26 protein-coding genes are annotated in these 25,542 nt (G+C 28.3%); 3 read left to right on the top strand and 23 right to left on the bottom strand.

The features are described 5' to 3' along the window. Window positions 1-107: 107 nt before the first annotated feature. Genes topA through AC4FQV_RS02520 form a run of 3 tightly spaced genes read right to left on the bottom strand, consistent with a single transcriptional unit; the run spans window position 108 to window position 4,860 of the window. Window positions 108-2,210: a type I DNA topoisomerase gene (topA, locus tag AC4FQV_RS02530; RefSeq protein WP_491164227.1), complete on the bottom strand. Its 2,103-nt coding sequence runs from the start codon at window positions 2,208-2,210 to the stop codon at window positions 108-110. Window positions 2,211-2,254: 44 nt separating this feature from the next. Next, entirely contained in the window at window positions 2,255-3,337 is a 1,083-nt protein-coding gene (dprA, locus tag AC4FQV_RS02525; RefSeq protein ID WP_491164225.1) for a DNA-processing protein DprA, read from the bottom strand. Further along, window positions 3,337-4,860: a YifB family Mg chelatase-like AAA ATPase gene (locus AC4FQV_RS02520; RefSeq protein WP_491164222.1), complete on the bottom strand. Its 1,524-nt coding sequence runs from the start codon at window positions 4,858-4,860 to the stop codon at window positions 3,337-3,339. Before AC4FQV_RS02520 ends, dprA begins: the two co-directional genes overlap by 1 nt. Window positions 4,861-4,989: 129 nt before the next feature. On the opposite strand from AC4FQV_RS02520, the gene AC4FQV_RS02515 reads away from it, so the two are divergent. Then, window positions 4,990-5,358 carry a YraN family protein gene (locus AC4FQV_RS02515; RefSeq protein ID WP_491164219.1) on the top strand — a complete coding sequence of 123 codons (369 nt, stop codon included), beginning with the start codon at window positions 4,990-4,992 and terminating at the stop codon, window positions 5,356-5,358. On the opposite strand, the gene rnhB is transcribed toward AC4FQV_RS02515, so the two are convergent. The 19 genes from rnhB to pta all read right to left on the bottom strand — a co-directional run bounded on the left by rnhB (window position 5,359) and on the right by pta (window position 22,356). Beyond that, entirely contained in the window at window positions 5,359-6,177 is an 819-nt protein-coding gene (gene rnhB / locus AC4FQV_RS02510) for a ribonuclease HII (RefSeq protein WP_491164216.1), read from the bottom strand. A 15-nt stretch (window positions 6,178-6,192) separates the two neighbouring features. Next, window positions 6,193-7,038, bottom strand: a complete 846-nt coding sequence (gene ylqF / locus AC4FQV_RS02505) for a ribosome biogenesis GTPase YlqF (RefSeq protein ID WP_491139048.1) — start codon at window positions 7,036-7,038, stop codon at window positions 6,193-6,195. A 137-nt stretch (window positions 7,039-7,175) separates the two neighbouring features. Beyond that, window positions 7,176-7,523, bottom strand: a complete 348-nt coding sequence (gene rplS / locus AC4FQV_RS02500; protein ID WP_491139049.1) for a 50S ribosomal protein L19 — start codon at window positions 7,521-7,523, stop codon at window positions 7,176-7,178. A gap of 120 nt (window positions 7,524-7,643) precedes the next feature. Beyond that, entirely contained in the window at window positions 7,644-8,354 is a 711-nt protein-coding gene (gene trmD / locus AC4FQV_RS02495) for a tRNA (guanosine(37)-N1)-methyltransferase TrmD (RefSeq protein WP_491164214.1), read from the bottom strand. Then, complete coding sequence (gene rimM, locus AC4FQV_RS02490) at window positions 8,344-8,841, bottom strand: ribosome maturation factor RimM (RefSeq protein WP_491164211.1); 498 nt, start codon at window positions 8,839-8,841, stop codon at window positions 8,344-8,346. Before rimM ends, trmD begins: the two co-directional genes overlap by 11 nt. Window positions 8,842-8,896: 55 nt before the next feature. Beyond that, on the bottom strand, window positions 8,897-9,124 hold the full coding sequence (locus AC4FQV_RS02485; RefSeq protein WP_491164209.1) for a KH domain-containing protein: 228 nt from the start codon (window positions 9,122-9,124) through the stop codon (window positions 8,897-8,899). Window positions 9,125-9,167: 43 nt separating this feature from the next. Next, window positions 9,168-9,413, bottom strand: a complete 246-nt coding sequence (rpsP, locus tag AC4FQV_RS02480; protein ID WP_491139053.1) for a 30S ribosomal protein S16 — start codon at window positions 9,411-9,413, stop codon at window positions 9,168-9,170. Between the two features lie 33 nt (window positions 9,414-9,446). Next, window positions 9,447-10,805 carry a signal recognition particle protein gene (gene ffh / locus AC4FQV_RS02475; protein ID WP_491139054.1) on the bottom strand — a complete coding sequence of 453 codons (1,359 nt, stop codon included), beginning with the start codon at window positions 10,803-10,805 and terminating at the stop codon, window positions 9,447-9,449. An 11-nt stretch (window positions 10,806-10,816) separates the two neighbouring features. Next, window positions 10,817-11,155, bottom strand: coding sequence for a putative DNA-binding protein (locus AC4FQV_RS02470; protein WP_491139055.1), 339 nt, complete (start codon window positions 11,153-11,155; stop codon window positions 10,817-10,819). Window positions 11,156-11,317: 162 nt separating this feature from the next. Then, complete coding sequence (gene ftsY, locus AC4FQV_RS02465; protein ID WP_491164207.1) at window positions 11,318-12,232, bottom strand: signal recognition particle-docking protein FtsY; 915 nt, start codon at window positions 12,230-12,232, stop codon at window positions 11,318-11,320. Between the two features lie 11 nt (window positions 12,233-12,243). Continuing rightward, window positions 12,244-15,801, bottom strand: coding sequence for a chromosome segregation protein SMC (smc, locus tag AC4FQV_RS02460; protein ID WP_491164205.1), 3,558 nt, complete (start codon window positions 15,799-15,801; stop codon window positions 12,244-12,246). Between the two features lie 204 nt (window positions 15,802-16,005). After that, the gene (locus AC4FQV_RS02455; protein WP_491164203.1) at window positions 16,006-17,079 is read right to left on the bottom strand and encodes an elongator complex protein 3; all 1,074 of its coding nucleotides are present in this window, start codon (window positions 17,077-17,079) and stop codon (window positions 16,006-16,008) included. Continuing rightward, window positions 17,058-17,771 (bottom strand): ribonuclease III, encoded by a 714-nt coding sequence (gene rnc, locus AC4FQV_RS02450; RefSeq protein ID WP_491139059.1) that lies wholly within the window; start codon window positions 17,769-17,771, stop codon window positions 17,058-17,060. The genes AC4FQV_RS02455 and rnc overlap by 22 nt, the downstream gene beginning before the upstream one ends. 98 nt (window positions 17,772-17,869) lie before the next feature. Continuing rightward, window positions 17,870-18,100 carry an acyl carrier protein gene (gene acpP, locus AC4FQV_RS02445; RefSeq protein WP_491139060.1) on the bottom strand — a complete coding sequence of 77 codons (231 nt, stop codon included), beginning with the start codon at window positions 18,098-18,100 and terminating at the stop codon, window positions 17,870-17,872. 76 nt (window positions 18,101-18,176) lie between these two features. Beyond that, window positions 18,177-19,196, bottom strand: coding sequence for a phosphate acyltransferase PlsX (gene plsX / locus AC4FQV_RS02440; RefSeq protein WP_491139061.1), 1,020 nt, complete (start codon window positions 19,194-19,196; stop codon window positions 18,177-18,179). Window positions 19,197-19,252: 56 nt separating this feature from the next. Then, the gene (gene rpmF / locus AC4FQV_RS02435) at window positions 19,253-19,435 is read right to left on the bottom strand and encodes a 50S ribosomal protein L32 (protein ID WP_003449428.1); all 183 of its coding nucleotides are present in this window, start codon (window positions 19,433-19,435) and stop codon (window positions 19,253-19,255) included. A 15-nt stretch (window positions 19,436-19,450) separates the two neighbouring features. Continuing rightward, the gene (locus AC4FQV_RS02430) at window positions 19,451-19,846 is read right to left on the bottom strand and encodes a YceD family protein (protein WP_491164200.1); all 396 of its coding nucleotides are present in this window, start codon (window positions 19,844-19,846) and stop codon (window positions 19,451-19,453) included. Window positions 19,847-20,067: 221 nt separating this feature from the next. Then, complete coding sequence (locus AC4FQV_RS02425; RefSeq protein WP_491139063.1) at window positions 20,068-21,264, bottom strand: acetate/propionate family kinase; 1,197 nt, start codon at window positions 21,262-21,264, stop codon at window positions 20,068-20,070. A gap of 90 nt (window positions 21,265-21,354) precedes the next feature. Next, window positions 21,355-22,356 carry a phosphate acetyltransferase gene (gene pta, locus AC4FQV_RS02420; RefSeq protein WP_491139064.1) on the bottom strand — a complete coding sequence of 334 codons (1,002 nt, stop codon included), beginning with the start codon at window positions 22,354-22,356 and terminating at the stop codon, window positions 21,355-21,357. A gap of 236 nt (window positions 22,357-22,592) precedes the next feature. On the opposite strand from pta, the gene AC4FQV_RS02415 reads away from it, so the two are divergent. Both AC4FQV_RS02415 and spoVV read left to right on the top strand, forming a co-directional pair. Beyond that, window positions 22,593-23,801 (top strand): nucleotidyltransferase, encoded by a 1,209-nt coding sequence (locus AC4FQV_RS02415; RefSeq protein ID WP_491164198.1) that lies wholly within the window; start codon window positions 22,593-22,595, stop codon window positions 23,799-23,801. A gap of 64 nt (window positions 23,802-23,865) precedes the next feature. Beyond that, window positions 23,866-25,026, top strand: a complete 1,161-nt coding sequence (spoVV, locus tag AC4FQV_RS02410; protein WP_491164196.1) for a dipicolinic acid transporter SpoVV — start codon at window positions 23,866-23,868, stop codon at window positions 25,024-25,026. On the opposite strand, the gene AC4FQV_RS02405 is transcribed toward spoVV, so the two are convergent. Continuing rightward, entirely contained in the window at window positions 25,009-25,539 is a 531-nt protein-coding gene (locus AC4FQV_RS02405; RefSeq protein ID WP_491139067.1) for an ATPase, read from the bottom strand. The two genes, spoVV and AC4FQV_RS02405, sit on opposite strands and share 18 nt — an antisense overlap. Between the last annotated feature and the right edge of the window lie 3 nt (window positions 25,540-25,542).

Here is a 25,542-nt window from a genome sequence, read left to right as displayed (position 1 = left end):
TAAATTTCAGAATCTTTGAAATATTCTTATAACAACTTACTATTTAAATATTAACATAGTCAATAATTCATTTCAACTAATAATACTAATGCGAGTTAGGCACTAAATTACTTTTCTTCCTTATTGTCATCATTTACTTTTTCTATTACTTTTTCGTATTTACATTCTTTATTACTACATTGTAAATACTCTCCCTTACTTTTTGAATATCTTTTTACCATATAAGAACCACACTCTGGGCACTTTTCATTTGTTGGTTCATACCAACTTACAAAATTACATTCAGGATAATTACTACATCCATAGAATCTATTTCCCTTTTTGCTTCTCTTAACTAAAACCTTTCCTCCACACAAAGGACAGTTTGCATCAACTTCTTCAACTATAGGTTTTGTATTTTGACATTCAGGATAGCCAGGACATGCTAAAAAGTCTCCAAATCTTCCATGCTTAATAACCATAAGTCTTCCACACTTATCACAAGGCACATCACTTACCTTATCTTCTATAATAACTTTAGATATTTCCTTCTCAGCTTTTTCTATATCCTCTTTTAAAGGAGTAAAAAATTCATCTACTATATGAGTCCAACTTTCATTTCCAGCTTCTACATTATCAAGCTTAACTTCCATTTCTGCTGTAAAATCAGTATCTACTATTTGCTTAAAATAATTTGAAAGTATATCATTTACTATAAAACCCAATTCTGTAGGTATTAATATTTTCTTTTCTCTTTCTACATATTTTCTGCTAATTAAAGTAGATATTGTTGGAACGTAAGTACTAGGTCTTCCTATCCCCTTTTCTTCTAAAAGCTTAACAAAAGCAGCTTCTGAATATCTTGCAGGTGGTTGAGTAAAATGTTGTTTTCCTTCAATAGATTCTTCCTTTAAAACTTCATTTTCTTCTAATTCAGGTAAAAGAACTGATTCTTCCTCTTCTCCTGAAACATATTCATAAACTTTCATAAACCCATCAAAATTTATTGTGGAACCACTAGCTCTTAAAATATATTCACCATTTTTTATTTCTAAGCTATTTGTATTTAAAATACAAGTTGCCATTTGACTTGCTATAAATCTTTTCCATATTAAAGCATATAATTTATATTGTTCATTGCTTAAATTTGCTTTAGCAATTTCTGGTGTTATTTCAACATATGTAGGTCTTATGGCTTCATGAGCATCTTGTATATTTTTCTTTCCCTTATATACTCTAGGCTCTGTAGGAATGTATTCTTTTCCATATGTTTCTTCTATAAAATTTAAAGCCTTATCTTGAGCTTCCTTTGATATTCTAACAGAGTCAGTTCTCATATAAGTTATCAAACCTACAGTTCCAAACTTTTTAACTTCAACTCCTTCATAAAGTTGCTGAGCTACTGACATTGTTTTCTTAGTCATAAAGTTAAGCTTTTTACTAGCCTCTTGTTGAAGAGTACTTGTTGTAAAAGGAGCTAAAGGATTTTTATTTTTAGTTCCTTTTTTTATTTTGTTTACTACATATTCATTTTCTTTAAGCTCAGTAATTATTTCATCTGCTTCTTCTTTATTTTTTATTTCTATCTTCTTTTTATTTTTTGTTGTTAATTTAACAGGAAAAGTTTTTCTGCCCTTTTTAAGTTTTACATCAACAGTCCAATATTCCTCTGGATTAAATTTTTTAATTTCTTCTTCTCTATCACATATAAGTTTTAATGCCGCTGATTGAACCCTTCCAGCACTCAATCCCCATTTAACATTTCTCCATAAAAGTGGACTTATTTCATATCCAACTAATCTATCTAATACTCTCCTAGCTTGTTGAGCGTCTACTAAATTAGAATTTATTTTTCTTGGATGTTTTATAGAGTTTTTAACTGCATCCTTTGTTATTTCATTAAATTCTATTCTACAATTTTCGTTTTCATCTATCTTAAGCACGTTAGCTAAGTGCCAAGATATTGCTTCCCCTTCTCTATCAGGGTCAGTTGCAAGATATATCTTATCACTTTTTTTAGCTAACTTTCTAAGTTTATTTAAAAGTTCTCCTTTTCCTCGTATAGTTATATACTTAGGATTATATTCATTTTCTATATCAACGCCTAATTGGCTTTTTGGCAAATCTCTTACATGTCCCATTGAAGCTTCAACTACATAATTTTTACCTAAGTATTTTTCTATAGTCTTAGCTTTAGCTGGTGACTCAACAATTACTAATTTTTGACCCATCGTAAACCCCGAATTAAATTCAGAGTGTTCACCCCCTCAAACTATCATATTATTTTTGTATAATAATCTCCTGGTATAACTTCTATTTTATTTTCAAATTGCAATTCACATAATAACTCATATATAATAGATGTGTCAATATTTGTTACTCTTATAATATCATCTATATGTAGAATATTATTCTCTAATATGTTTAAAAGCAAATTATTAATCTCTGAAATTTCCTCTTTTTTGCCAGTTTTATTACAATTTCCTTCTTTTTTTATTTTAAAAGGTATGGAATTTAAAAATTCATTTACACTACTAAAAATATAAGCCCCTTCTTTTATAAGATTATTACAACCTTTACTTAAAGAAGAAAATATATCTCCTGGTACTGCATATACATCTTTACCTTGATTTATAGCATAATTTGCAGTTATTAAAGACCCACTTTTCTCCCCAGCTTGAACTACTATAGTAGCTTCTGACAAACCACTTATTATTCTATTTCTCCTAGGAAAATTATATTTAAGAGGTTTTGTATCAGGAAAAAATTCGCTAAGTATACATCCATTTTTAATTATTTTTTTATACAATTCTCTATTATAAACAGGATAATCTATATTTATACCACACCCAAAAACTGCAATGTTATATATACCCTCTTCAACACATTTTTTATGAACTTCAGTATCTACTCCAAAGGCTCCTCCACTTATTATTCTAATATTAGCTTTTCCTAATTCTTTAGCTATATAGGACGCACACCTTTTTCCATATAAATCACATTTTCTTGAACCTACAATTGATATACTATAATCTTCAATCTTTTCTAAATCACCTTTATAAAATAAAATATAAGGTGGTTCGTCTATATTTTTAAGCCTACTTGGATAATTATCATCTAAATATGTTACTACTTTATATTCTTTTTTATTTATATCACTAATTATTCTATGATTCAAATCTATATTAAGGTCATTTTTAAATTTACTAGCACATTTAATCCCTGTTTTCTCTATATCTTTTCTATGTATGTATATATTTTCCTCATTTCCTAATTGATTTAAAAGTTCTATCTTTATATTATTTGAAATAGCTAAACTTCCAAACCATAATTTATAACTTAAATCAACTTCCTTCATTATATTATATCTCCCTCTAAATTCTTTCTATAATTAATAGCTTCATATATATTTTTTCTTTCAATGTTTTCCTTTCCTTCTAAATCTGCTATGGTTCTAGATAGTTTTATAATTCTATCTAAAACTCTACTACTTAAGCAAAATTTTGCATACACTTTACTTAAAACCTCATCACATTCACTATTTATCTTAATTAAATTTTGAATATGCGAGTGCTTCATTTGAGAATTATAATTTATATCTAAATCTCTAAATCTAAATTTTTGTCTTTCTCTAGCCTCTTTAATTTTTGCTCTTAATAGGTCTAAATTTTCTTTTTTATTTTTTAAGCTTAACTCAGTATAAGAGGCGTATCTTAAAGAAGTAAATATATCTATTCTATCGATCATAGCTTTAGATAATCTGTTTCTATATCTAATTTTTTCATATTCACTACATGTACAAACTCTTTCTTCATATCCACTTAAATAATTACCACAAGGACAAGGATTAAAAGCTCCTATTAACATAACTTCTGAAGGATAAGTTACGCTTCCTAAATTTCTAGATAAAGTTATTTCCCCATTTTCTATAGGCTCCCTTAAGGATTCTAAAATCCCTTTTTCAAATTCTAAAAGTTCATCTAAAAATAAAATTCCATTATGAGCTAAAGTTATCTCTCCTACTTTTAAATCTCTTCCTCCTCCTAATAAAGACACCTTTGTTGTAGTATGATGTGGACTTCTAAAAGGTCTCTCAATTCCTTTTTTAAATTCATTTAACTTTCCTGAAACACTATAGATTCTTATTGTTTCTAAAATTTCTTGTCTACTTAACTCTGGCATTAAGGATTTAATTCCTTTAGCTAACATAGTTTTCCCAGAACCTGGTGGTCCTTGCAATATAATATTATGATTTCCAGAAGCGGCAATTATCATAGCCCTTTTTGCACTTTCTTGCCCACATATCTCATTGAAAGAATTATCTTCTCTAACTTTATATAAATTATCTTTTCTTTTATAAGGTTTTAAATCCTTATAAGACAAAAATCCAACAACTTCTTTTAAGGTATTAAAACCATATAAATTTACCTCTTCTAAAAAAGAACATTCTTCTAAGTTTTCCTTTGGAATTATAAAATTATAAATTCCTTTTTCTTCTGCTGATATTACAGAACATAAAGCTCCCTTAACTCCTCTTATATGCCCATCTAAAGATAATTCACCTAAGCATATAGTTTTATCTAAGTCCTCTCCCTTTATCTGCCCACTTTCAATTAAAATACCTAAAGCTATTGCTAAATCAAAATAAGTTCCACTTTTTCTTATATTTCCTGGTGCTAAATTTATAGTTATTCTTCCTAAAGGAAATTCATATCCACTATTTAAAATGGCTGCTCTTACTCTTTCTTTAGCTTCCTTAAGAGAGGTATCTGCTAATCCAACTAAAGTAAAACTTGGTAATCCTTTGCTTATATCTACTTCTATATTAACCACTATTCCCTCAATACCTAATAAAGCTGAACTTTTTAAAGTTACAGACATATTAAAATCACCAACCTTTTAAGATATACTTAAAAATCATACTAACCATAAAAAAATTTTTTAATCATTAAAATTTTAAAAGGTTTAAATTTATTATTCCTTGTTAAAAATTAAAAAGAGGTGATTAAAATGAAAAAATATAATAAAGAAATAGGATATTATGGGGAAAGCTTAAGTATAAATTTTTTAGAAAAAGAAGGGTATAGGATTTTAAATAAAAATTTCACTTGTCCCTTTGGAGAAGTTGATATTATAGCTACAAAAGATGATATAATATCTTTTGTAGAAGTAAAAAGCAGGTTTTCAAAAACCTTTGGGAAAGCAAAGGAATCTGTAACCTGCCTTAAACAAACTAAAATAATAAAAGTTGCAAAATATTATTTGCAAAGAAAAAATTTATACAATTATTATGTTAGATTTGATGTTATTGAAGTTTATTTAAATTATAAAAATTCTAATTACGAAATAAATTTTTTAAAAGATGCCTTTAGGCCTTAATTATAAAATATTCTTTAAAAAACTCATTCTATGAATTTCTGTAGGACCAAATTCTTTTAAAGCTTCAACGTGAGCTTTAGTTCCATACCCTACATTCTTTTTAAAATCATATTCTTTATAAATATCATCATATTTTTTCATAATATTATCTCTATAAACTTTTGCAATAATTGAAGCACAAGCTATGGAAGCACTTTTTGTATCTCCTTTTATAACATGTTTATTTTCCCCATTAAAGTTTTTTATTAAATACCCATCAGAGAGAACTAAATCAGGCTTTATTTTAAGCCCTTCACAAGCTTTTATAAAAACTTCATTATTACAATAGGCTATGCCTTTTTCATCTATTTCTTTATTATCACAAACTGAAATAGAATAACTTAAGGCTTTCTCTTTTATAATTTCACTTAATTCTTCTCTTTTTTCTTCTGATAATTTTTTTGAATCATTTATATAAAGAATTAAATCATCTAAATCACTAGAATTTAATATAACTGCTGCTGAAACTATAGGCCCTGCTAAAGGACCTCTCCCCACTTCATCAACACCAGCAATGTATTTATATTCTCCAAAACTCTTATCAAAAAGATACATATTTTTAACTCTTTCTTCTTCTTTAATAAGATTATTTACTTGTTTTTCTAATTTATTTCCTAAAGATATAACATTTTTTCTTTTATCAGATTTTAATAAAGAAGAAAGTTCAATTATTTGTTCTTTATTTTCTTTGTTTATGTCTATCTTTTTAACTAATTCATTTATAATTTTAAAAGAATATGTATTTAGATTTTCTCTTATATCTTTTATTAAATTATCCATAATAAACCCTACTTCCTATTCTGGTTTTTCTAAAGATATTTTTCCTATTTTTCCGCCTCTAAACTCATCTAAAATTATTCCTGCAATTCTGTTATAATCTATTTGATTACCAGCCATTATAGCTCCTCTTTTTCTAGCTATAGCATCTAAATTATCTAAAGGATTCTCTTTAATTTCTGTAAGCTTGTATCTTGTCATTAATTCCTCTTTATTTGTTTCTTGAAGTCTTTCAACTAATTTAAGAGCTAGTTCTTCAGTATCCATTATTTCGTCTTTTATAGCACCTGTAAAAGCTAAATTTAGCCCAACAGTTTCATCCTCGAATTTAGGCCATAATACTCCTGGAGTATCCATAAGTTCTATACCTAACTTAGTTTTTATCCATTGTTTATTTTTAGTAACTCCTGGTCTATCTCCAGTTTTAGCTATATTATTTTTAGCCATTTTATTTATAAAGGTTGACTTACCTACATTAGGTATTCCAACAACCATAGCTCTAGTAGTTATTTTAGCTAATCCCTTAGCTTTTAACCTATCATGCTTTTCTTTTAAAAGTTTTAAAAGTGCAGGCTTAATAGCATTTAGTCCCTCTCCTTTTAAAGCGTTTACTTCTAAAACAATTGTTTCATCATTAGTTAAACTATCTTTCCATGCTTTTGTTATTTTAGGGTCAGTTAAATCACTTTTATTTAAAAGTATTACTCTAGGCTTACCTGCACATAGAGTATCTATATCTGGATTTTTAGAAGATCTAGGTATTCTAGCATCTCTAATCTCTATAACTGCATCTACAAGCTTTAAATTATTTTGTATTTCTCTCTTTGTTTTGACCATATGGCCAGGAAACCAGTTTATTGCCATAATAAATCATCCTTCCTGCTTTTATTATTATTTAATATATTATATAAACAAACTTCTAGTTGTTCTAAACAAAAATTTAATATTTTTATAAAACAAAAAATGGGACTATTCACTAGTCCCAGTTTATGTTTAAAAAATTATCTAGTTAACTCTTTAACTTTAGCAGCTTTACCTACTCTATCTCTTAAGTAGAATAATTTAGCTCTTCTTACTTTACCTCTTCTTACAACATCAATCTTATCGATGATTGGAGCATTTATTGGGAAAGTTCTTTCAACACCTACACCGTAAGCAACTCTTCTTACTGTGAAAGTTTCTCTTAATCCACCGTTTTGCTTTTTGATAACAGTTCCTTCGAATACTTGTATTCTTTCTCTGTTACCTTCTTTAATTTTAACGTGAACCTTTATAGTATCACCTATGTTGAATTGAGTTAAATCTTCTCTGATTTGTTCTTTTTCGATTGCTCTTATGATTTCGTTCATTGTGCATTCCTCCTTGATATTCTATAAAATTTTGACGTTCTTAACACACTCTGTGACAGAGGACCGCCGGTACTAGCACGAAGTTTATTCTACCACACTTGTATTTTTTAATCAACATATTTATTTTGATTTTAACAATTTTATATCTTCTTTTGAAAGTTTAATTTTTTCAAACATATCAGGTCTTCTCTCTTTTGTAATAAGAAGCGCTTCTTTTCTTCTCCATTTTCTTATATTTTCATGATGACCTGATATAAGTACTTCCGGCACTTTTTCTCCTTCAAAATCAAAAGGCCTTGTGTATTGTGGATATTCTAAAGTCCCATCATAGTAACTTTCATCTTGAAAACTTTCTTCACTTCCTAAAACTCCTGGAACTAATCTAGCTATACTGTCAATAACAGGAATACAAGCCATTTCTCCTCCTGTTAAAACAAAATCTCCAAGAGAAATTTCTAAATCAAAATATTTATAAACCCTTTGGTCTATTCCTTCATAATGGCCACATACAAAGATAAGTTCCTCTTCTTTAGAAAGCTCCTTTGCCATCTCTTGATTAAAAGTTTTTCCTCTAGGTCCTAAAAATATAACCTTACCCTTATTCTTTTCTTTAATAGCCTTTATAGAATCTATAACAGGCTGTGGAGTCATAACCATTCCTGCTCCACCACCATAAGGATAGTCGTCTACTTTTTTATGTTTATTTAAAGTATAATTTCTTATATTTGAAGTTTCTATATGTAAAAGACCATTTTCTCTAGCCTTTCCAATTATGCTATGATTAAATATATCAAACATTTCTGGAAATAAAGTAAGAATATTAATCTTCATATTGCCACTCCCTAGAAGGTCTTATAGTTATTAATTTTTCATCCATATTAATATCTAAAACTATATCTTTAAGTACTGGAACTAAAACTTCTTTTTTCCCTTGAACCCAATATACATCATTGCTTGGTGTTTGTATTACATCTTTTATTCTTCCATACTCAAAACCTTCTGTATCTATAACAGTGCATCCAATTAAATCTACAATAAAATATTCATCTTCTTCAAGGTCTATAGCATCTACACGCTCTATTTCTAAATAAGTTCTTTTTAACTTTTCAGCTTCCTCTATTGAGTTTATTCCTTCTAGTTTAAGTATAACCTTGTCTTTAAAGTATTTTACGCCCTCTACTTTAACTTTTTTACCCTTTAAGATAACGTATTCTAAGTAATCAAATCTTCTCATATCTTCAGTTAAAGGCATAACTTTCATTTCACCCTTTAACCCATGAGTATTTATTATTTGGCCAACTACTAATAAATCTTCCATTATTACACCCCTTTTCTGTATATAAAATAAGAGTTAGGTATTCCCCTAACTCTTTTTAGATGATTTCTACTACAACTTTTTTATTTTCTTTAATTGCAGTAGCTTTCACCACTGTTCTTATAGCTTTAGCAATTCTACCTTGCTTTCCAATAACTTTTCCCATATCTTCAGGTGATACCTTTAGTTCTAATATGATTGATTCCTCTCCTAATACTTCATTTACATGAACTTCATTAGGCTTATCTACTAGTGACTTAGCAATTATTTCAACTAATTCCTTCATATTATTCCTACTTAAAAATAAGTAGATTCACCCCCTAGGAAAATTATTTTATACCAGCTTGGTTGAATAATTTTTTAACTATATCAGTTGGTTGTGCACCATTACCTAACCACTTAGCAGCCTTTTCAGCATCTATTTTAACTTCAGCTTCTGGCTTAGCAACTGGGTTGTAGTATCCTATTTCTTCGATGAATCTTCCATCTCTTGGACTTCTTGAATCAGCAACAACTACTCTGTAGAAAGGAGCTTTGTGAGCACCCATTCTTCTTAATCTTATTTTAACTGCCATTACATTTTCACCTCCTTCAAAAGTGTGTTCAATTTATTTCATAAAAGGAAGTTTACTTAAAAATCCCTTTTTACTAGCATTTTTTTGAAATGACTTCATTTGTTTCATTTGTTTTTTCATCATTTCATAACCTTTTAAAACTTTATTTACTTCTTGTACTGTTGTACCAGAACCTTTAGCTATTCTTCTTTTTCTTGAACCATTTCCTATTACTAAAGAAGGTTGTTTTCTTTCCTTAGCTGTCATAGATTGAATGATTGCCCTAACTGTAGCCATTTGCTTTTCTCCTTGAGAAAAATCAATACCTTCTAGTTCTTTAGTATTAACACCTGGAATCATTTCTATTAATTTATTTATAGGTCCAAGCTTCTTCATCTGATCCATAGCTGACAAGTAATCATCAAAGTTAAATTCTTGATTTAACATTTTTTCACTTAACTTACTTGCTTCATCTTGGTCAATAGCTTGTTGAGCTTTTTCTATTAAAGAAAGTACATCTCCCATACCTAAAATTCTTGAAGCCATTCTATCTGGATGGAATACTTCAATATCACTCATCTTTTCACCAACACCAACAAACTTAATTGGCTTTCCAGTAATGTCTCTTATTGAAAGAGCTGCACCACCTCTTGTATCACCATCTAATTTTGTTAGTATTATTCCTGAAAGGTCTAGAGAGTTATTAAAAGTTTCAGCTACATTAACAGCATCTTGTCCTGTCATAGCATCTACCACTAATAATATTTCACTAGGTTTTGAAACTTCTTTAACATCCTTTAACTCTTGCATTAACTCTTCATCTATATGAAGTCTACCAGCAGTATCTATTATAACAACGTTATTTCCATTGTCTTTTGCATGTTCTATTGCAGCTTTAGCAATGTCTACAGCTTTAACTTTATCTCCCATTGAGAATACTGGTATATCTATTTGTTTTCCTACAACTTGTAATTGCTTAATAGCTGCAGGTCTATATATATCACAAGCCACAAGTAATGGCTTTTTGTTTTTCTTTCTTAAATGTAGTGCAAGTTTTCCTGCCATAGTTGTTTTACCTGCACCTTGAAGACCTACTAACATAAATACCGTTGGGCCATTGTCTGAATATTTTAATTTACTTTCAGTTTCTCCCATAAGAGTTGTTAGTTCTTCATTTACTATTTTAATAACCTGTTGACCTGGAGTTAAACTGTTTAAAACCTCCTCACCAACACATTTATCTTTAACACTTGATATAAACTTTTTAACCACCTTGAAGTTAACATCTGCCTCTAAAAGAGCAAGCTTTACTTCTCTCATGGCTTCTTTTATATCTTTTTCTGTTAGCTTACCTTTACCCTTTAATTTTTTAAGCGTGTCTTGTAACTTAGACGCTAATCCATCAAAAGCCATGCTTAACCCTCCTAAGCGTTTATAATTTCCTCTAATTTTTCATCTATATATTTTTTCAAATCATCCTTTAAATTAGAGTTCTTATTTAATTCTGCCATAAGCTCCTCCTTAATTCTATACCTTTTATCAAATTTCTTTGATAAATTAAGTTTTTCTTCATAAGAGTGAAGTTGCTTACAACATCTTTTGATTAAATCATAAATTGCTTGCCTACTGGTTTTATTAATTTCAGCAATCTCTGCTAATGACAAATCTTCATTATAATAAAGGGTCATAACATTAAACTGCTTTTCCGTAAGCAATGTTCCATAGTAATCTATTAATATTGATATTTCAAATCTATTCTCCATATAACCACCTTGCTCACGAATAAGATAATAACAAATAATTTTATAAGTGTCAAGTATTTTTACTTAACACTTATTTTTTTATCTTTATTCTCACAAAGCTTATTATATCTAGCATAGACTGCTATTTATTTTATTTATGATTAAAATTTAAAAAATATTTTTTTATAATAATGCTTCAGCAAATTCCTTAGCATTAAATTTTTGTAGATCTTCTACACCTTCTCCAACACCAATATATTTAACTGGTATATTTAAAGTATTTTTAATAGATATAACAACTCCACCCTTAGCTGTTCCATCTAATTTTGTTAGTATTATTCCATCAATAGGACAAGCTTCCATGAATTGCTTCGCTTGTATAACTGCATTTTGTCCTGTTGTACCATCTAATACTAAAAGAGTTTCCTTTTTTCTATCTCCTAATTCTCTATCTATTATTCTGTTTATTTTAGCTAACTCATCCATAAGATTTTTCTTGTTATGAAGTCTTCCTGCTGTATCACATATTAATAAATCAACATCTCTAGCCTTAGCTGCCTGTACTGCATCAAAAACTACTGCTGCTGGGTCTGAACCTTCTTGATGTTTAACTATATCAACCTCAGCTCTCTTACTCCATATATCTAATTGGTCTATAGCAGCTGCTCTAAAAGTATCTGCTGCAGCTAATAAAACTTTTTTACCATTATTCTTATTTCTAGCAGCAATTTTACCTATTGATGTAGTTTTACCAACTCCATTAACTCCTATTATAAGCATAACTTTTTTTTCATTATCTTCTTCGTCCTCTTCAAAGTCACCCTCTAACATCATTTCTGCAATAACTTCTTTTAAGGCTGGTTTAACCATTTCAACATCATTTATTTTTTCTTTTCTTATTTTAGCTTTTAATCTATCAATTATCTCAACAGTTGTGTCCATTCCTATATCAGACATTATAAGAGCTTCTTCAAGTTCCTCATACATATCATCATCTATAGTTACAGCTAAATTTAAAGCTTCATTTATTTTATCTGTTAAGTTATCTCTTGTCTTTGTTAAACCTGTTTTTAATTTATCAAATAATTTTCCAAACATTTTTGTCCTCCTTATTTATCTAAGTCAACTGAAACAATTTTAGATATACCCTTCTCTTCCATAGTAACTCCATACATAACATCAGCAGCTTCCATTGTACCTTTTCTATGAGTTATTACTATAAATTGAGTTTTATCTCTAAATCTTCCTAAAAACTCAGCGTATCTTCTTACATTTGCATCATCTAATGCAGCTTCAATCTCATCTAAGATACAAAAAGGTGTAGGTTTCATCTTTAATATTGAGAATAATAATGCTATTGCAGACAGAACCTTTTCCCCTCCTGACATAAGATTAATATTTTGAAGCTTTTTACCTGGTGGCTGAACATTTATATCTATATTTCCTGTAAGTTCATCTCCATCACTTAATACAAGCTTTGCACTTCCCCCTTTAAATAACTCTTTAAAGGTTTCATCAAATAACATATTTAAAATATTAAAATTCTGTCTAAAAACTACTTTCATTTTAGAGGTCATTTCTTCTATAACATTTAAAAGTTCCTCTTTTGCTTTTTGTAAATCCTCTCTTTCATTAACCATAAAATTAAACTTTTCTGATATTTCCTTAAACTCATGAATAGAATTTACATTTACATTTCCTAAACTTGTTATTTTACTTTTAAGATTTGATATTCTTATTTTATGAGAATTTATATCTTCAATAGGATTAAACTTTTCTTTTTCTTCTTCAAAACTTGTATTAAATTCTTCAAAAAGCCTTTTATTTAAAATATTTTTCTCGTTTTCTTGCTTTGTGTAACTTATATCATTTCTATGAATTTCATCTTCTCTTTTAGCTATTTCAACAGAAAGAACTTCTAATTTATTTTCAGTAGAATTTAACTCTTCCTTTAGCTTTCCCTTTTTAATATCAAATAAATTAAATTTCTCTTGAAAAGAAAGAACTTTTTCCTGCTCTTTTTTAACAAAAATTTTTAAAGATGATATTTCCTTTTCACTTTTTTCTTTATTTATTTCTATACTTTCTAAATTATCAATTATATTACTTTCTTTTTCTTGTAACTCTTTTATATTAGAATTTATCCTGTAAGAATCTTTTTCTTTTCCTTCTAAAGATTCTTTAACCTTTGCATTATTTACTTTTCTTAAGGTTAAATCCTCTTTACTTTTTATAAATTCTCCTAAAAGATTATCCTTATATTTTTCTAAGAAATTTACCTTCTCTAAAGAATTTTTTTCACTTTCTTTAAATAAGAGAATTTTCTCATCAATAACTTCTACTTCCTTTAAAATTTTTTCTTTTTTATTGTCTGCTTCTTTTAAATCTAATTCTAAAGATTTAATTGAATTTTTAATTTTAAAGGTTTCATCATTGATACTTTTAATCTTATTATTTAAATCTGCTAACTCTAAATTTTTCTCATAAATATTATTTATTATCTCTTGTTTTTTTATTTCTAAATCCTCTTGATTTTTATTTAATAAATCTAATTCTTTAGAAAAATTATTTTCCTCACTCTTTATTTTTTCTAGTTCAAGAGTTAAATTTTTAACCTCATTTTTTCTAGAAATAATACCTGTATTCTTTTGATAAATACTTCCTCCTGTAAGAGCTCCTCCTGAATTTATAACCTCTCCAGATAATGTAACTATCTTATATCTATAATTAAGAGTTTTCGCTATCTTTATAGCGTTATCTATATTGTCGCATATTATAGTTTTTCCTAAGATATAATCTACAATATTTTTATAAATCTTATTAAAACTTACAAGTTCTGAAGCTATCCCTAAAAATCCTTCACTTTTTATGACATTCTTACTAAGTTCTAAGGATTTACCATTTATTATTGATAAAGGCAAAAATGTAGCTCTTCCTAACTTATTATCTCTTAAGTATTTTATAAGAGTTTTAGCTTCTTCTTCATCCTTTGTAATAATATTAGAAATACTTCCACCTAATGAAATTTCAATAGCTGTTTCATATCCAACTTTAGTTTCTAGAATTTCCCCTAAAACCTTACAATTATTCTTGCTTATTTTAACCTTGCCATTTTCTATACTTGACATTAGTTTTTTTACAGAAGTATTATATCCCTCATATTGCTTCTCTAGCTTATTTAAAAAGTCCTTATTAGCTTCAAGCTTATTTAATTTAGATAAAATTATTTTAAGCTTTTCTTGAGTTTCTCTAATAGAAGCTATTCCCTTTTTAAATTCTTCTTCTTTTTTTCTTAATTCTTCTTCTTTAAACTTTTTATCTTCACTTATAACTTGAAGTTCCTTTTGAAGATTTAAACTAGTTGCCAAATTTATTTTTAAAGAGTTATTTAAACTCAATTCTTTATTTTTTGAAGAAGATATTTTTTCTTCTAAGTTCTTTAATTCATTTTTTAAAAGTTCTCTTTTGTTTTTTATTGAAGAAATCTTTTTAAAATTCTCTAGCTCTAATTCCTTTAATTTTTTAATTTCTTTTTCTGTAGATACTACTTTTAAATCAAGTTCTTTAACATAATTTTCTAAAGAAGCAGTTTCTTTTAAATCTGTTTCTAGAGTTTTTTTACTATTTAAAAAAGCTTTTTCTATTTCTTCTTTTTCTTTAAATAAAGCTTTTAACTTTTTCTTATTTTCTTTTAAATCCTCTTTATTTTTTAAAATTAAATGGCCTGTATTTTTAATTCTTTCTTCTAAAAGATTTATATTTCCTAAAGCTTTATTTATTTCCTCTTTCTTAGAAAAATACTCTTCTTGTCTTTTTGAATTTTCTTTTTCTAAGGAATCTAAATCTTCCTTTAAAGAGAACATTTTTTCTCTTTCTTTTTTGTATTTTTCTTTTTCTTTTGCATTTAAAGATATTAATCCATCTATTTTTTCCTTTTGTTTAAATATAATGCTATCTACATTAAGTAGTTCATTCATAATAGAAGATATTTCTTTATGCTTTAACTCATTTGAAAGTTCTAAATACTTTAAAGCTTTATTTTTTTCTTCCTCTAAAGGACCTAATCTTTCTTCATAAGTAAAAATAATATCATTTATTCTTACTAAATTTTCCTCAGTATTTTTTAATTTTTTTTCAGCTTCACCTTTTCTAGATTTAAATTTCACAATTCCTGCTGCTTCCTCTAAAATGGTTCTTCTCTCTTCAGGCTTTCCACTTAATATACTATCTATTTTACCTTGCCCAATTAAAGAATAACCTTCTTTCCCTATACCTGTGTCCATAAATAGGTTCACAACATCTTTAAGTCTGCAAGGAGAATTATTTATTAAATATTCACTTTCTCCAGAACGGAATAATTTTCTTGTAACTTTTACATCTAAATAATCTAAAGGAAGCTCTCCTAAGGAATTATCTAAAGTTAAAGAAACTTGAGCATAACCTATAGGCTTTCTATACTCTGTGCCGGTAAATATAACGTCCTCCATTTTAGCCCCTCTTAAGGTTTTAGCACTTTGTTCTCCTAAAACCCATCTTACACTATCAGATACGTTACTCTTTCCACTTCCATTAGGTCCAACTATAGCTGTTATTCCTTTTTTAAAGCTTAATTCTGTTTTATCAGCAAATGATTTAAATCCCCTTATCTCAAGAGATTTTAAAAACATATATTCACTCCTATCTTTACATAAATATAATTGGTACTAAAGTTGCTAAAAAGCATATTACAACAACAATAACCGTTATTTTTATAACCTTTTCTCTAGTAGTTTGTTTCATTTTACTTCACTCCTCATGGTATAAGTTTATATTATGCCAATTAAAATATCAATAAAAAAAGCCTTAGAGATAAACTCCAAGGCATATAATAGTTATAGGTCTATTTTATATACTTTCGATTCTACTTCTATATTGATTTTATTCACTTCCATAGAATTATCTACTTTAACCTTTATTTTGCAGTTTTTAACCTTATCTTGAAGTTCTTTAAAGTACCTTTTTTTATCAGCATAAAGCTTAGATATAGATTTATTGCTAATTCTTATAAGGACTTCTCCCTCTTTGTCTTTTAAAATATTATATAACTTTTCTATTATAATACTACTTTCCACTAATTCTCTAAAAGCAGGATGAAAAGGTCCTGCAACTACATCTTTTCCTAAAGCTATATTATCTGTAGGTTGTAGTCCAATTCTTATAACTTGAATATTATTATCTTTATAAAGTTTATAAATTTCAGCACTTATATGTACAGCTTCTTCTAAAGTATACGGCTTATAACTTCCCTCTAAATACATATCTTCCATCGGGGTATTTTTTACTGTTAAAGCAGGATATATTCTACATATATCTGGTCTCATTTTTATAGATTCCTTTGCTGTTTCTATATCCTTTTTAAAATTATCCATAGGAAGCCCTATCATTATCTGATGGCCTAAGACAAAACCGTATTCTTTTATTAGCTCTGATGCTTTTAAAACTTCATCATATCCATGACCTCTACCTGATTTATGTAAAACTTCTTTATCTAAAGATTGAACTCCAAGTTCTATAATATCTACACTATAACTTTTTAAATGGTCTAAAATATAATAATCAATATAGTCTGGTCTAGTTGACAATCTTATATAATCAATTATATTTTTATCTTTAAATTCTTTAGCAACAGCTAATAACTCTCTTTGTTTATTTATATCAATTGCAGTAAAGGTTCCTCCAAAAAAGGAAACTTCTAAAATTCTATCTCCTTCTCCAATGGTTTCTAAGTATTCCTCAATTGTTTTTCTTACAAAGTCCCCATTAACCTTATTTTCCTGCTTATATTTTGGCCCTAATATAATTCCCTTATTTTCCCCAGTTATCTTCCCTTGATTACAAAATACACAATCATGAGGACATCCTTCATGGGGAACAAAAATAGGAATTATATAGTGTCTTTTTCCCATTTTATTTCACCTAACCTTTTAAGTGCTTCCTTAGCTGCATTTTGCTCAGATTCTTTTTTACTATAGCCAATTCCCTGCCCCATAATCTCACTATTAATTAAAAGATCTGTATAGAACTTTCTTCTATGAGGAGGTCCTTCATGCTTAAATAAATTATAAGCAATAGCAACTTCTCCATTTTTTTGAAGCACTTCTTGTAATCTTGTTTTAAAATCTAATATTATTTCTTCATTTATAGCTTTATCTATAACTTCTTTAAAGTTTCTTAAAATAAATTCATTTGCAACTTCAATTCCCTTATCTAAATAAACCGCTGCAATGACTGCTTCTAAAGCATCTGCTTGTATAGAGGTTCTTTCTCTTCCTCCTGTTAATTCTTCACCCTTACTCATTCTTATATATTTACCTAATAATAGTTTTTTTGAAACCTTATGAAGAGAACTTTCACAAACAACTAAAGCTCTTATTTTAGTTAATTCTCCCTCTGATTTATCCTTGTAATTGTTAAATAAATATTTTGTAACGCAAAGCTGTAGAACTGAATCTCCTAAAAACTCTAGTCTTTCATTATATTTTACATCTTTAAATTGATTTGCGTAAGAACTATGAGTTAAAGCTGTTATAAGTACACCTTTATTTTCAAATTCAATTCCTATAAGCTTTTCAACTTCTACTAAATTAATATCTTTCACCTTAAATTCATCTCCTTAAGGTTTATTCTTCAAGTTGTTTTTCAAACAACTTCAAGAATAAACTTAAATTAAAAATCCCGCTTTTTGGCGGGACTTTATTACTTTTCTGTATGCTCTGTAATATATTCTACTACATCTCCTACTGTTCTGAAGCCCTCAGCATCTTCATCTGGGATTTCCATCTCTAACTCTTCTTCAAGAGCCATTATTAATTCAACTATATCAAGAGAATCTGCACCTAAGTCATCTATAAATGTTGACTCCATAGTTATTTCATCTTCGCTTATGCCTAATTTATCAGCAATAATTTCTTTTAATTTATCAAACATTTAATTCACCTCCTAAGTTAATCTAATAAAATATTATTATATATAAAAAGCATAGTCAATATACAATGCATAAATTTTAAACATTTTTTTGATTATCAAAGCTTTTTTCTGTAATTTCTTCACTTATTTTCTTAATAAGGTCATTTTCATAAAATTTTCTTGCTTGTCTTATAGCATTTTTAAAAGCTTTTGCATCTGAACTTCCATGAGCTTTTACACATATTCCTTTTACTCCTAAAAATGGTGCTCCACCATACTCCTTATAATCCATTTTTTTCTTAAGATTCATTAAAGCTGGTGCTAAAAAAGGAACTCCAAATTTAGCTAAAAATGAAGAATTAACTTCATCTTTTATCATACTTAATATTGTAGAGGCAACTCCCTCATACATTTTTAATATAGAGTTACCAACAAATCCATCACAAACTAAAACATCTGTTTCTCCTGTTGATACTTCTCTAGGCTCTATATTCCCTACAAAATTAATATCTTTTTCTTCTTTTAAAAGTTTATAAGTAGCCTTTGTAAGTTCATTTCCCTTTTCTTCTTCTTCTCCAATATTAACTAACCCAACTGTAGGATTAGAAACATCCATAACAGATTTAAAGTAAACCTCACCCATTTTAGCAAATTGAACTAAATAAGAAGGTTTAGAATCTACGTTAGCTCCAGCATCAATTATCATAAAAGGTCCTTTTTTACCAGGCATAACTGGTGCTAAAGCAGGTCTTTCTACCCCTTTTATTCTTCCAACAATAAGTGTACATCCTGTTAAAAAAGCTCCAGTGCTTCCTGCTGAAATTACTGCATCACACTTATTTTCCTTAACAAGTCTAAGAGATTTTACAAGACTTGAATCCTTTTTCTTTTTAACAGCCATAGCAGGATGTTCATTTGTACTGATTACTTCTTTAGCATCTATAAAGGTAACTCTTTCTTTATCATATTTAAACTTAGAAAAAGCCTCCTTTAATTTATCTTCTGGCCCTGTTATATATATTTCTATGTCATTAAATTGATTTAACGCTTGAACGCACCCTTCAACTACTGCACTTGGGGAATTGTCTCCACCCATTCCATCTACAGCAACTCTCATGAGTTTCACCCCTTTTTTTCCTATATATAAAGAAAAGAAAGTCATAAGACTTTCTTTTATTCTTCAACTGATACTACTTCTTTACCTTTGTAGTGTCCGCAGTTTTTACATACTCTATGAGCCATTTTCATTTCATGACATTGTGGGCATTCTACGATACCTGGTAAGCTTGCCTTGAAAGTTTGAGCTCTTCTTGAATCTCTTTTTGCTCTGAACGTTTTTCTAGCTGGATTTCCCATTGTTACACCTCCTTATTACTTAAACAAGTCCATTAGCTTTGCCATTCTTAAGTCAATTTCTTCATTGTCACATTGGCATGTTTCTTTATTTAAATCAATACCACATTTTTGACAAAGCCCCTTACAGTCTATGCTGCAAAGTCTTTTTATAGGTAAGGTTGAAATTACGTTTTCTACTACCGCTTCAGCAACGTCTAATTCGTCACCTTCTACATAAGCAATAGAATCATCTTCTTGATTTGAATTATTTGTAAATTTCTCATCCATATCTATTGATACTTCATAAGAGAAATTAGTTAAGCATCTTGAACACCTCATCTGAAGTTCTCCAGTAATGTTACCTACTAACTCTATAAAAGACTCATTAGATATAACTTCACCAGTAAAATGTAGAGGCTTTATAACCTTCATATTTTCGCCTTCAAATTCGAAGCTTTTTAAATCCAGAACAAAATCTAAAGATTTTCTTCTTTCTCTTTTTGATGAGCATATTTCTGAAAAAATTAATTTCATAATAACCGTAGTTAAATAACTACTTTCACGCTCCTTAACATAAGATATGCATTGTTTATTCCTAAACAACACATATCTTATTATATTAACTACCTATTTAAAAGTCAAGTATTTTATAATTATTTACTTACAATACTTACTGTGTCTTGTGCTATCATTAATTCTTCGTTAGTTGGAACTACAAAAAGTTTTATTCTTGAACCTTCTTTGCTTATTTCAGCAATCTTAGCTCTTATATTATTTCTTTCTTCATCTAACTCAATTCCTAAGAACTCTAAATCTCTACAAATAGCTCCTCTTTCTATTATTGAGTTTTCTCCAACTCCAGCTGTAAATACTATTACATCACATCCATTCATTTCTGCAATGTATGCTCCTATAAATTTCTTTACAGAGTTTCTAAATAAATCTAAAGCTATTTGAGCTTCCTTACTTCCTTTATCAGCAGCAGCTTCTACATCTCTAAAGTCACTACTTACACCTGAAACTCCAAATATACCAGATTTTTTATTCATTAGTGTGTTTACTTCTTTAGAAGTATATCCTAACTCATCTATTAAGTATGTAACTACAGCAGGGTCAATATTTCCACATCTAGTTCCCATAACTAAACCTTCAAGAGGAGTAAATCCCATAGTAGTATCTATACATTTACCATTTTTTATAGCTGCTATACTTGCACCATTTCCTAAATGACAAGTGATTATTTTTAAATCTTCTATGTTTTTGCCCATAGCTTCTGCTATTTTAGCTGATACATATTTATGAGAAGTTCCGTGGAAACCATATTTTCTTATATGTTCTTTTTCATATAATTCATATGGTAATGCATATACAAAAGACTTCTCTGGCATTGTTTGATGGAAGGCTGTATCAAATACAACAACCATAGGAACATTTGGCATTAAAGCTTTGCAAGCATTTATTCCTATTATGTTTGCAGGGTTATGAAGTGGTGCTAATTTAGCACATTCTTCTAAATCTTTCATAACTTCCTCTGTAACTAAGGCAGATTCTGCATACTTTTCTCCACCATGAACAACTCTATGTCCTATAGCATTTATTTCATCTAGTGATTTTATAACCCCATGTTTTTCATCTCTTAATGCTTCTAATACTAATCTTATTGCATCTTCATGATCCTTCATAGGCTCTACTATTTCATACTTTTCTTTGCCTTCACTTTTTTGAGCTAAGTTTGCGCCTTCTAATCCAATTCTTTCTACTAATCCTGTTGCTAAAGCATTTTCAGTATCCATATCTATTAATTGATACTTTAATGATGAGCTTCCACAGTTTATAACTAATACGTTCATTATAAAATCCTCCTATTAAACTTATAAATAAATAAGCTTAAATTTCCTTAATTTCACTTATCTTTGCAATTAAAAAATTTTATGAAATAATTATTTAGTAGCTTGTGCTTGAACAGCAGTTATAGCAACAACATTAACTATGTCATCTGAGCTACATCCTCTTGAAAGGTCATTTATAGGTTTTGCAAATCCTTGACAAACAGGTCCTATAGCTTCTGCCTTTGCAAATCTTTGAACTAATTTATATCCTATATTTCCAGCTTGTAAATCTGGGAATACTAATACATTAGCATTACCTGCTACACTACTATTTGGAGCTTTTTGAGAAGCAACCTTTCCTACTATAGCAGCATCTAATTGTAATTCACCATCTATATCTAAATCTGGTCTTAATTCTTTAGCTTTTTCTGTTGCTAATCTAACCTTTGTTACTAAATCATGGTCTGCACTTCCCATAGTTGAGAATGAAAGCATTGCAACCTTTGGTTCAATGTTACAAAGATTTTTAGCAGTATCAGCAGTTGCAATAGCAATAGCTGCTAATTGGTCTGCTGTTGGATTTGGGTTAACAGCACAGTCTGAGAATAATAACATTCCGCCTTCTCCATATTCTGAACCTGGTACCATCATTATGAAGAAACTAGATACTACAGATACTCCTGGAGCTGTTTTTATTATTTGAAGACCTGGTCTTAAAAGGTCACCAGTTGTGTGAACTGCACCTGAAACCATTCCATCAGCATCTCCCATTTTTACCATCATTGTTCCAAAGTATAGAGGGTCTCTTACTATTTTTCCAGCTTTCTCAAGTGTCATACCTTTAGCTTTTCTTAATTCATAAAATTCATTTATGTAAGTTTCTAATTTATCTGAAGTTTCAGGGTCTACTATGTTTATTCCCTCTAAGTTTACTCCTAGCTTTTCAGCTTTTTCTCTTATTGTGCTTTCTGAACCTACTAAATATACATCAGCAAGTCCTTCCTCTTTTATTTTTTGTGAAGCTACAAGTGTTCTTTCTTCATCACCTTCTGGAAGTACTATCTTTTTCTTGTTGTTTTTAGCACTTTCCCATATTTGTTTCATAAGTTCCATGTTAATTTCTCCTTTCAAGTTAAAGCAGATGTTATGTTTTTATACATACAATACTAATTAATACTATACTCCTATAATAGTATATTTTTCAATACATAACAAAGAAAAAAACGCTATCATAATTATTGTTTTTATATTAAAAATTATCTGAATTTTCTATTAAATATATACCCTTTATTATTTTTTCATATTCATGTATTATAAATTTATTAAAATACAAAAAAGTGGTGATTTAAATGAATATAACTGGAATAATAACAGAATACAATCCTTTTCATTTAGGACATGAACTTCACTTAAAAGAAACAAAAAAAATTACAAATTGTGATGGAATAATTTGTGTTATGAGTGGAAATTTTGTTCAAAGAGGCTTACCTGCTTTAACAGATAAATGGACTAGAACTAAAATGGCTCTAGAATCTGGAGTAGATTTAGTTTTAGAACTTCCTACACTTTTTGCAACTTCTTCTGCTGAGTATTTTGCTTTTGGTTCTGTTTCCACACTTAATTCTTTAAATATTGTTAATAATTTATGCTTTGGTTCAGAATGTGGTGATATAAATTTATTAAAAAAACTTAGTGAAATTATTATCAATGAACCGTTGTCCTATAAAGAATCCTTAAAGGAATTTTTAAAGGAAGGACTTCCTTTTCCAAAGGCAAGAAGTAAAGCTTTAATTGAATATTTAGAAAAAAATAATTTTAATTTAGAACCTTCTTATTTAGAAAAAATTTTAAATTCCTCTAATAATATATTAGCTGTAGAATATTGTAAAAGCCTTTATACTTTAAAAAGTTCCATTACTCCTTTTACAATAAAAAGATTAGGTGCAGATTATAATGAAGATAAATTATTAGATGAAGAAATAGCTTCAGCTTCAGCTATAAGAAAAAGCATTTATGATTTAAACTTTGAAAAAACTAAAAGTTTTCTTCCTAAAAGCTCTTATGAACTTTTAGAAAAATCTAAATTTAGTGATATAGAAAAAATGTTTTTCTTAGTAAAGTATGCCCTAATACAAAATCCTAATACATTAAAAGAAATACCTGAAGCTTCTGAAGGAATAGATAATAAAATAATACAAAATTTAGGGAAAGCTACTTCTTTAGAGGATTTAATAAATCTTTCTAAAAGCAAACGTTATTCTTACACTAGAATAAACAGACTTTTATGTCATACTCTTTTAAATTTAGATAAGGAACTTATTTCTCTTAGAAAAACTCCTCCTAATTACATAAGAGTTTTAGGATTTAATAAAAAAGGGCAAGAAATTTTAAAGGAAATAAAGAAAAACTCTCAAATAGAAATTGTTAATAAATTATCAAAAGCTACTAAAAACCCTTTATTAGACCTTGATATAAAGGCTACCAATATCTATAGTCTTTTAAATGATTCCATAAAATATAATAGCGATTATTTAATTAGCCCTATTATTTTTAGATAACAATAATATTCTTATATAAATGAAAATATAAATACTATATATGATTTCATAAAAGGAGGAAAGCATGTATAGTATTTTATTTTTTTTAATTATATTACTTGCTATACTTTTAATAAAGCAACTTAAAATAAAAGGAAATGTTATTTTCTCTCTACTTTTAACCTTAACAGTAATATATTTTATAATTAACCCTAAAATAGCTATGGAAGCCTCTCTATCTGGTGCAAAGCTATTTTTTTATTCTGTTCTTCCTACTATGTTTCCCTTTATGGTTATATGTAATATGATAATTAATTTAGATGGTATAAAATTATACTCAAAAATTCTAGGACCAATTTTATGTAAACCGCTAGGGTTAAGTTACCCTTGTAGCTTTGCCCTAATTGCAAGCTTTCTTTGTGGCTATCCACTTGGCGCTAAATATACAACAGACTTATATAAAAAAGGCGCTATTTCCCATGAAGAATTTGTAAGACTTCTTAATATAGCTTCAAATATTGGTCCACTTTTTTTAATAGGTGCCGTTGGAACTTCTATGCTTGGCAACTCAACTTTAGGATATTTATTATTAATTCCTAGCTACACCTCAGCTATAATCATAGGAATTTTAAGCAAAAATAAAAAAGGAGAGAAACAAAGTTCTCTCTACAAAGAATATCATATTAAAAAAAGCTCTTCCTTTAACTTAGGAGAAGTAATAAAAAAATCTATTGAGGATGCCTCTTTAAACATTCTAATTCTATGTGGTTACGTAATTATGTTTTCAGTAATAATAAATATGATAAAAACAATCCTTATATCTACTGGCTCTTTAAATTTTATAAGTTCTTTTTTTAATATTCCAATAGACATAATTAAGGGATTATTTTTAGGAAGCATAGAGGTTACAAATGGATGTAACATAATAGCCTCTAGTAATTTATCCGTCTTTATTAAATTACTTTTATTATCTTTTTTAAGTTCTTTTGGTGGAATATCTATAATTATGCAAACCTCATCTTTTTTCTATAAAGAAAATGTTTCTATAAAAAGATATTTCTCATATAAACTTTTACAAGGAATAATTGCTTTTATAGTTATGTTTTTTGCTTATATGTTATTTAAAAATAACTTAGCAGTTTCTTTTATAGAAAATTCTATTTTAATTACTTTTTCTCCTTTAATAATAATCTTAGGCTTAACGTTATTTTTAAGTATTATTTATAAATTAGTTATCGCCTCTTAATTCTTTAATATTACTTCTTATTTCACTAGTTGCTTTATCTAAGTCTTCTGTAAAATCAATAGCGAATTTTTCCATATTGCTTTTCATATAGTTTAAAAAGACTTCTCTTTTATTAGCTATTTCATTCTCTAGTTGAGATAAGATTTCATCTGCATATTCTCTTGAGCCTAGTCTTATAATATTTGCTTGTCTATGAGCATTTGCAAGTATTTCCTGGGCTCTTAATTCTGCTTCTTTTACTATATTATGATTTTCTATTCTCTTTTTCATCATCTCATAAGTTTCTTGCTTAACACTATCATTTTCTTTTCTAGCTTCTGCTAAAATTCTCTCTTTCTCACTTAAAACCCACTGAGCTTTTTTAATCTCATCTGGAAGACAATTAATCACTTGATCTAAAAGTTCTAAAACTTCTTTTCTATCTACAACAACCTTGCCTGTTATAGGAACCTTAGATGCTCCATCAACAAGATCTCTTAAGTAATCTAAAACCTCAATAACTTGTGATTCCATGTT

Source organism: Clostridium sp. TJA038 (assembly GCF_058310255.1).
This window is presented reverse-complemented; position numbering and strand designations above follow the sequence as displayed.

What these genes read in the sequence shown, in the direction of transcription:
- ylqF (WP_491139048.1), bottom strand. Translation starts at nt 7,038, where the DNA reads ATGGCAATAAACTGGTTTCCTGGCCATATGGTCAAAACAAAGAGAGAA.
- AC4FQV_RS02470 (WP_491139055.1), bottom strand. Translation starts at nt 11,155, where the DNA reads ATGGAGAATAGATTTGAAATATCAATATTAATAGATTACTATGGAACA.
- AC4FQV_RS02425 (WP_491139063.1), bottom strand. Translation starts at nt 21,264, where the DNA reads ATGAACGTATTAGTTATAAACTGTGGAAGCTCATCATTAAAGTATCAA.
- AC4FQV_RS02415 (WP_491164198.1), top strand. Translation starts at nt 22,593, where the DNA reads ATGAATATAACTGGAATAATAACAGAATACAATCCTTTTCATTTAGGA.
- rnhB (WP_491164216.1), bottom strand. Translation starts at nt 6,177, where the DNA reads ATGGATAATTTAATAAAAGATATAAGAGAAAATCTAAATACATATTCT.
- AC4FQV_RS02515 (WP_491164219.1), top strand. Translation starts at nt 4,990, where the DNA reads ATGAAAAAATATAATAAAGAAATAGGATATTATGGGGAAAGCTTAAGT.
- rimM (WP_491164211.1), bottom strand. Translation starts at nt 8,841, where the DNA reads ATGGAAGATTTATTAGTAGTTGGCCAAATAATAAATACTCATGGGTTA.
- trmD (WP_491164214.1), bottom strand. Translation starts at nt 8,354, where the DNA reads ATGAAGATTAATATTCTTACTTTATTTCCAGAAATGTTTGATATATTT.
- ftsY (WP_491164207.1), bottom strand. Translation starts at nt 12,232, where the DNA reads ATGTTTGGAAAATTATTTGATAAATTAAAAACAGGTTTAACAAAGACA.
- smc (WP_491164205.1), bottom strand. Translation starts at nt 15,801, where the DNA reads ATGTTTTTAAAATCTCTTGAGATAAGGGGATTTAAATCATTTGCTGAT.
- rpsP (WP_491139053.1), bottom strand. Translation starts at nt 9,413, where the DNA reads ATGGCAGTTAAAATAAGATTAAGAAGAATGGGTGCTCACAAAGCTCCT.
- AC4FQV_RS02430 (WP_491164200.1), bottom strand. Translation starts at nt 19,846, where the DNA reads ATGAAGGTTATAAAGCCTCTACATTTTACTGGTGAAGTTATATCTAAT.
- spoVV (WP_491164196.1), top strand. Translation starts at nt 23,866, where the DNA reads ATGTATAGTATTTTATTTTTTTTAATTATATTACTTGCTATACTTTTA.
- topA (WP_491164227.1), bottom strand. Translation starts at nt 2,210, where the DNA reads ATGGGTCAAAAATTAGTAATTGTTGAGTCACCAGCTAAAGCTAAGACT.
- rplS (WP_491139049.1), bottom strand. Translation starts at nt 7,523, where the DNA reads ATGAACGAAATCATAAGAGCAATCGAAAAAGAACAAATCAGAGAAGAT.
- plsX (WP_491139061.1), bottom strand. Translation starts at nt 19,196, where the DNA reads ATGAGAGTTGCTGTAGATGGAATGGGTGGAGACAATTCCCCAAGTGCA.
- AC4FQV_RS02455 (WP_491164203.1), bottom strand. Translation starts at nt 17,079, where the DNA reads ATGGGAAAAAGACACTATATAATTCCTATTTTTGTTCCCCATGAAGGA.
- AC4FQV_RS02405 (WP_491139067.1), bottom strand. Translation starts at nt 25,539, where the DNA reads ATGGAATCACAAGTTATTGAGGTTTTAGATTACTTAAGAGATCTTGTT.
- dprA (WP_491164225.1), bottom strand. Translation starts at nt 3,337, where the DNA reads ATGAAGGAAGTTGATTTAAGTTATAAATTATGGTTTGGAAGTTTAGCT.
- pta (WP_491139064.1), bottom strand. Translation starts at nt 22,356, where the DNA reads ATGGAACTTATGAAACAAATATGGGAAAGTGCTAAAAACAACAAGAAA.
- AC4FQV_RS02520 (WP_491164222.1), bottom strand. Translation starts at nt 4,860, where the DNA reads ATGTCTGTAACTTTAAAAAGTTCAGCTTTATTAGGTATTGAGGGAATA.
- ffh (WP_491139054.1), bottom strand. Translation starts at nt 10,805, where the DNA reads ATGGCTTTTGATGGATTAGCGTCTAAGTTACAAGACACGCTTAAAAAA.
- acpP (WP_491139060.1), bottom strand. Translation starts at nt 18,100, where the DNA reads ATGTTTGATAAATTAAAAGAAATTATTGCTGATAAATTAGGCATAAGC.
- rpmF (WP_003449428.1), bottom strand. Translation starts at nt 19,435, where the DNA reads ATGGGAAATCCAGCTAGAAAAACGTTCAGAGCAAAAAGAGATTCAAGA.
- AC4FQV_RS02485 (WP_491164209.1), bottom strand. Translation starts at nt 9,124, where the DNA reads ATGAAGGAATTAGTTGAAATAATTGCTAAGTCACTAGTAGATAAGCCT.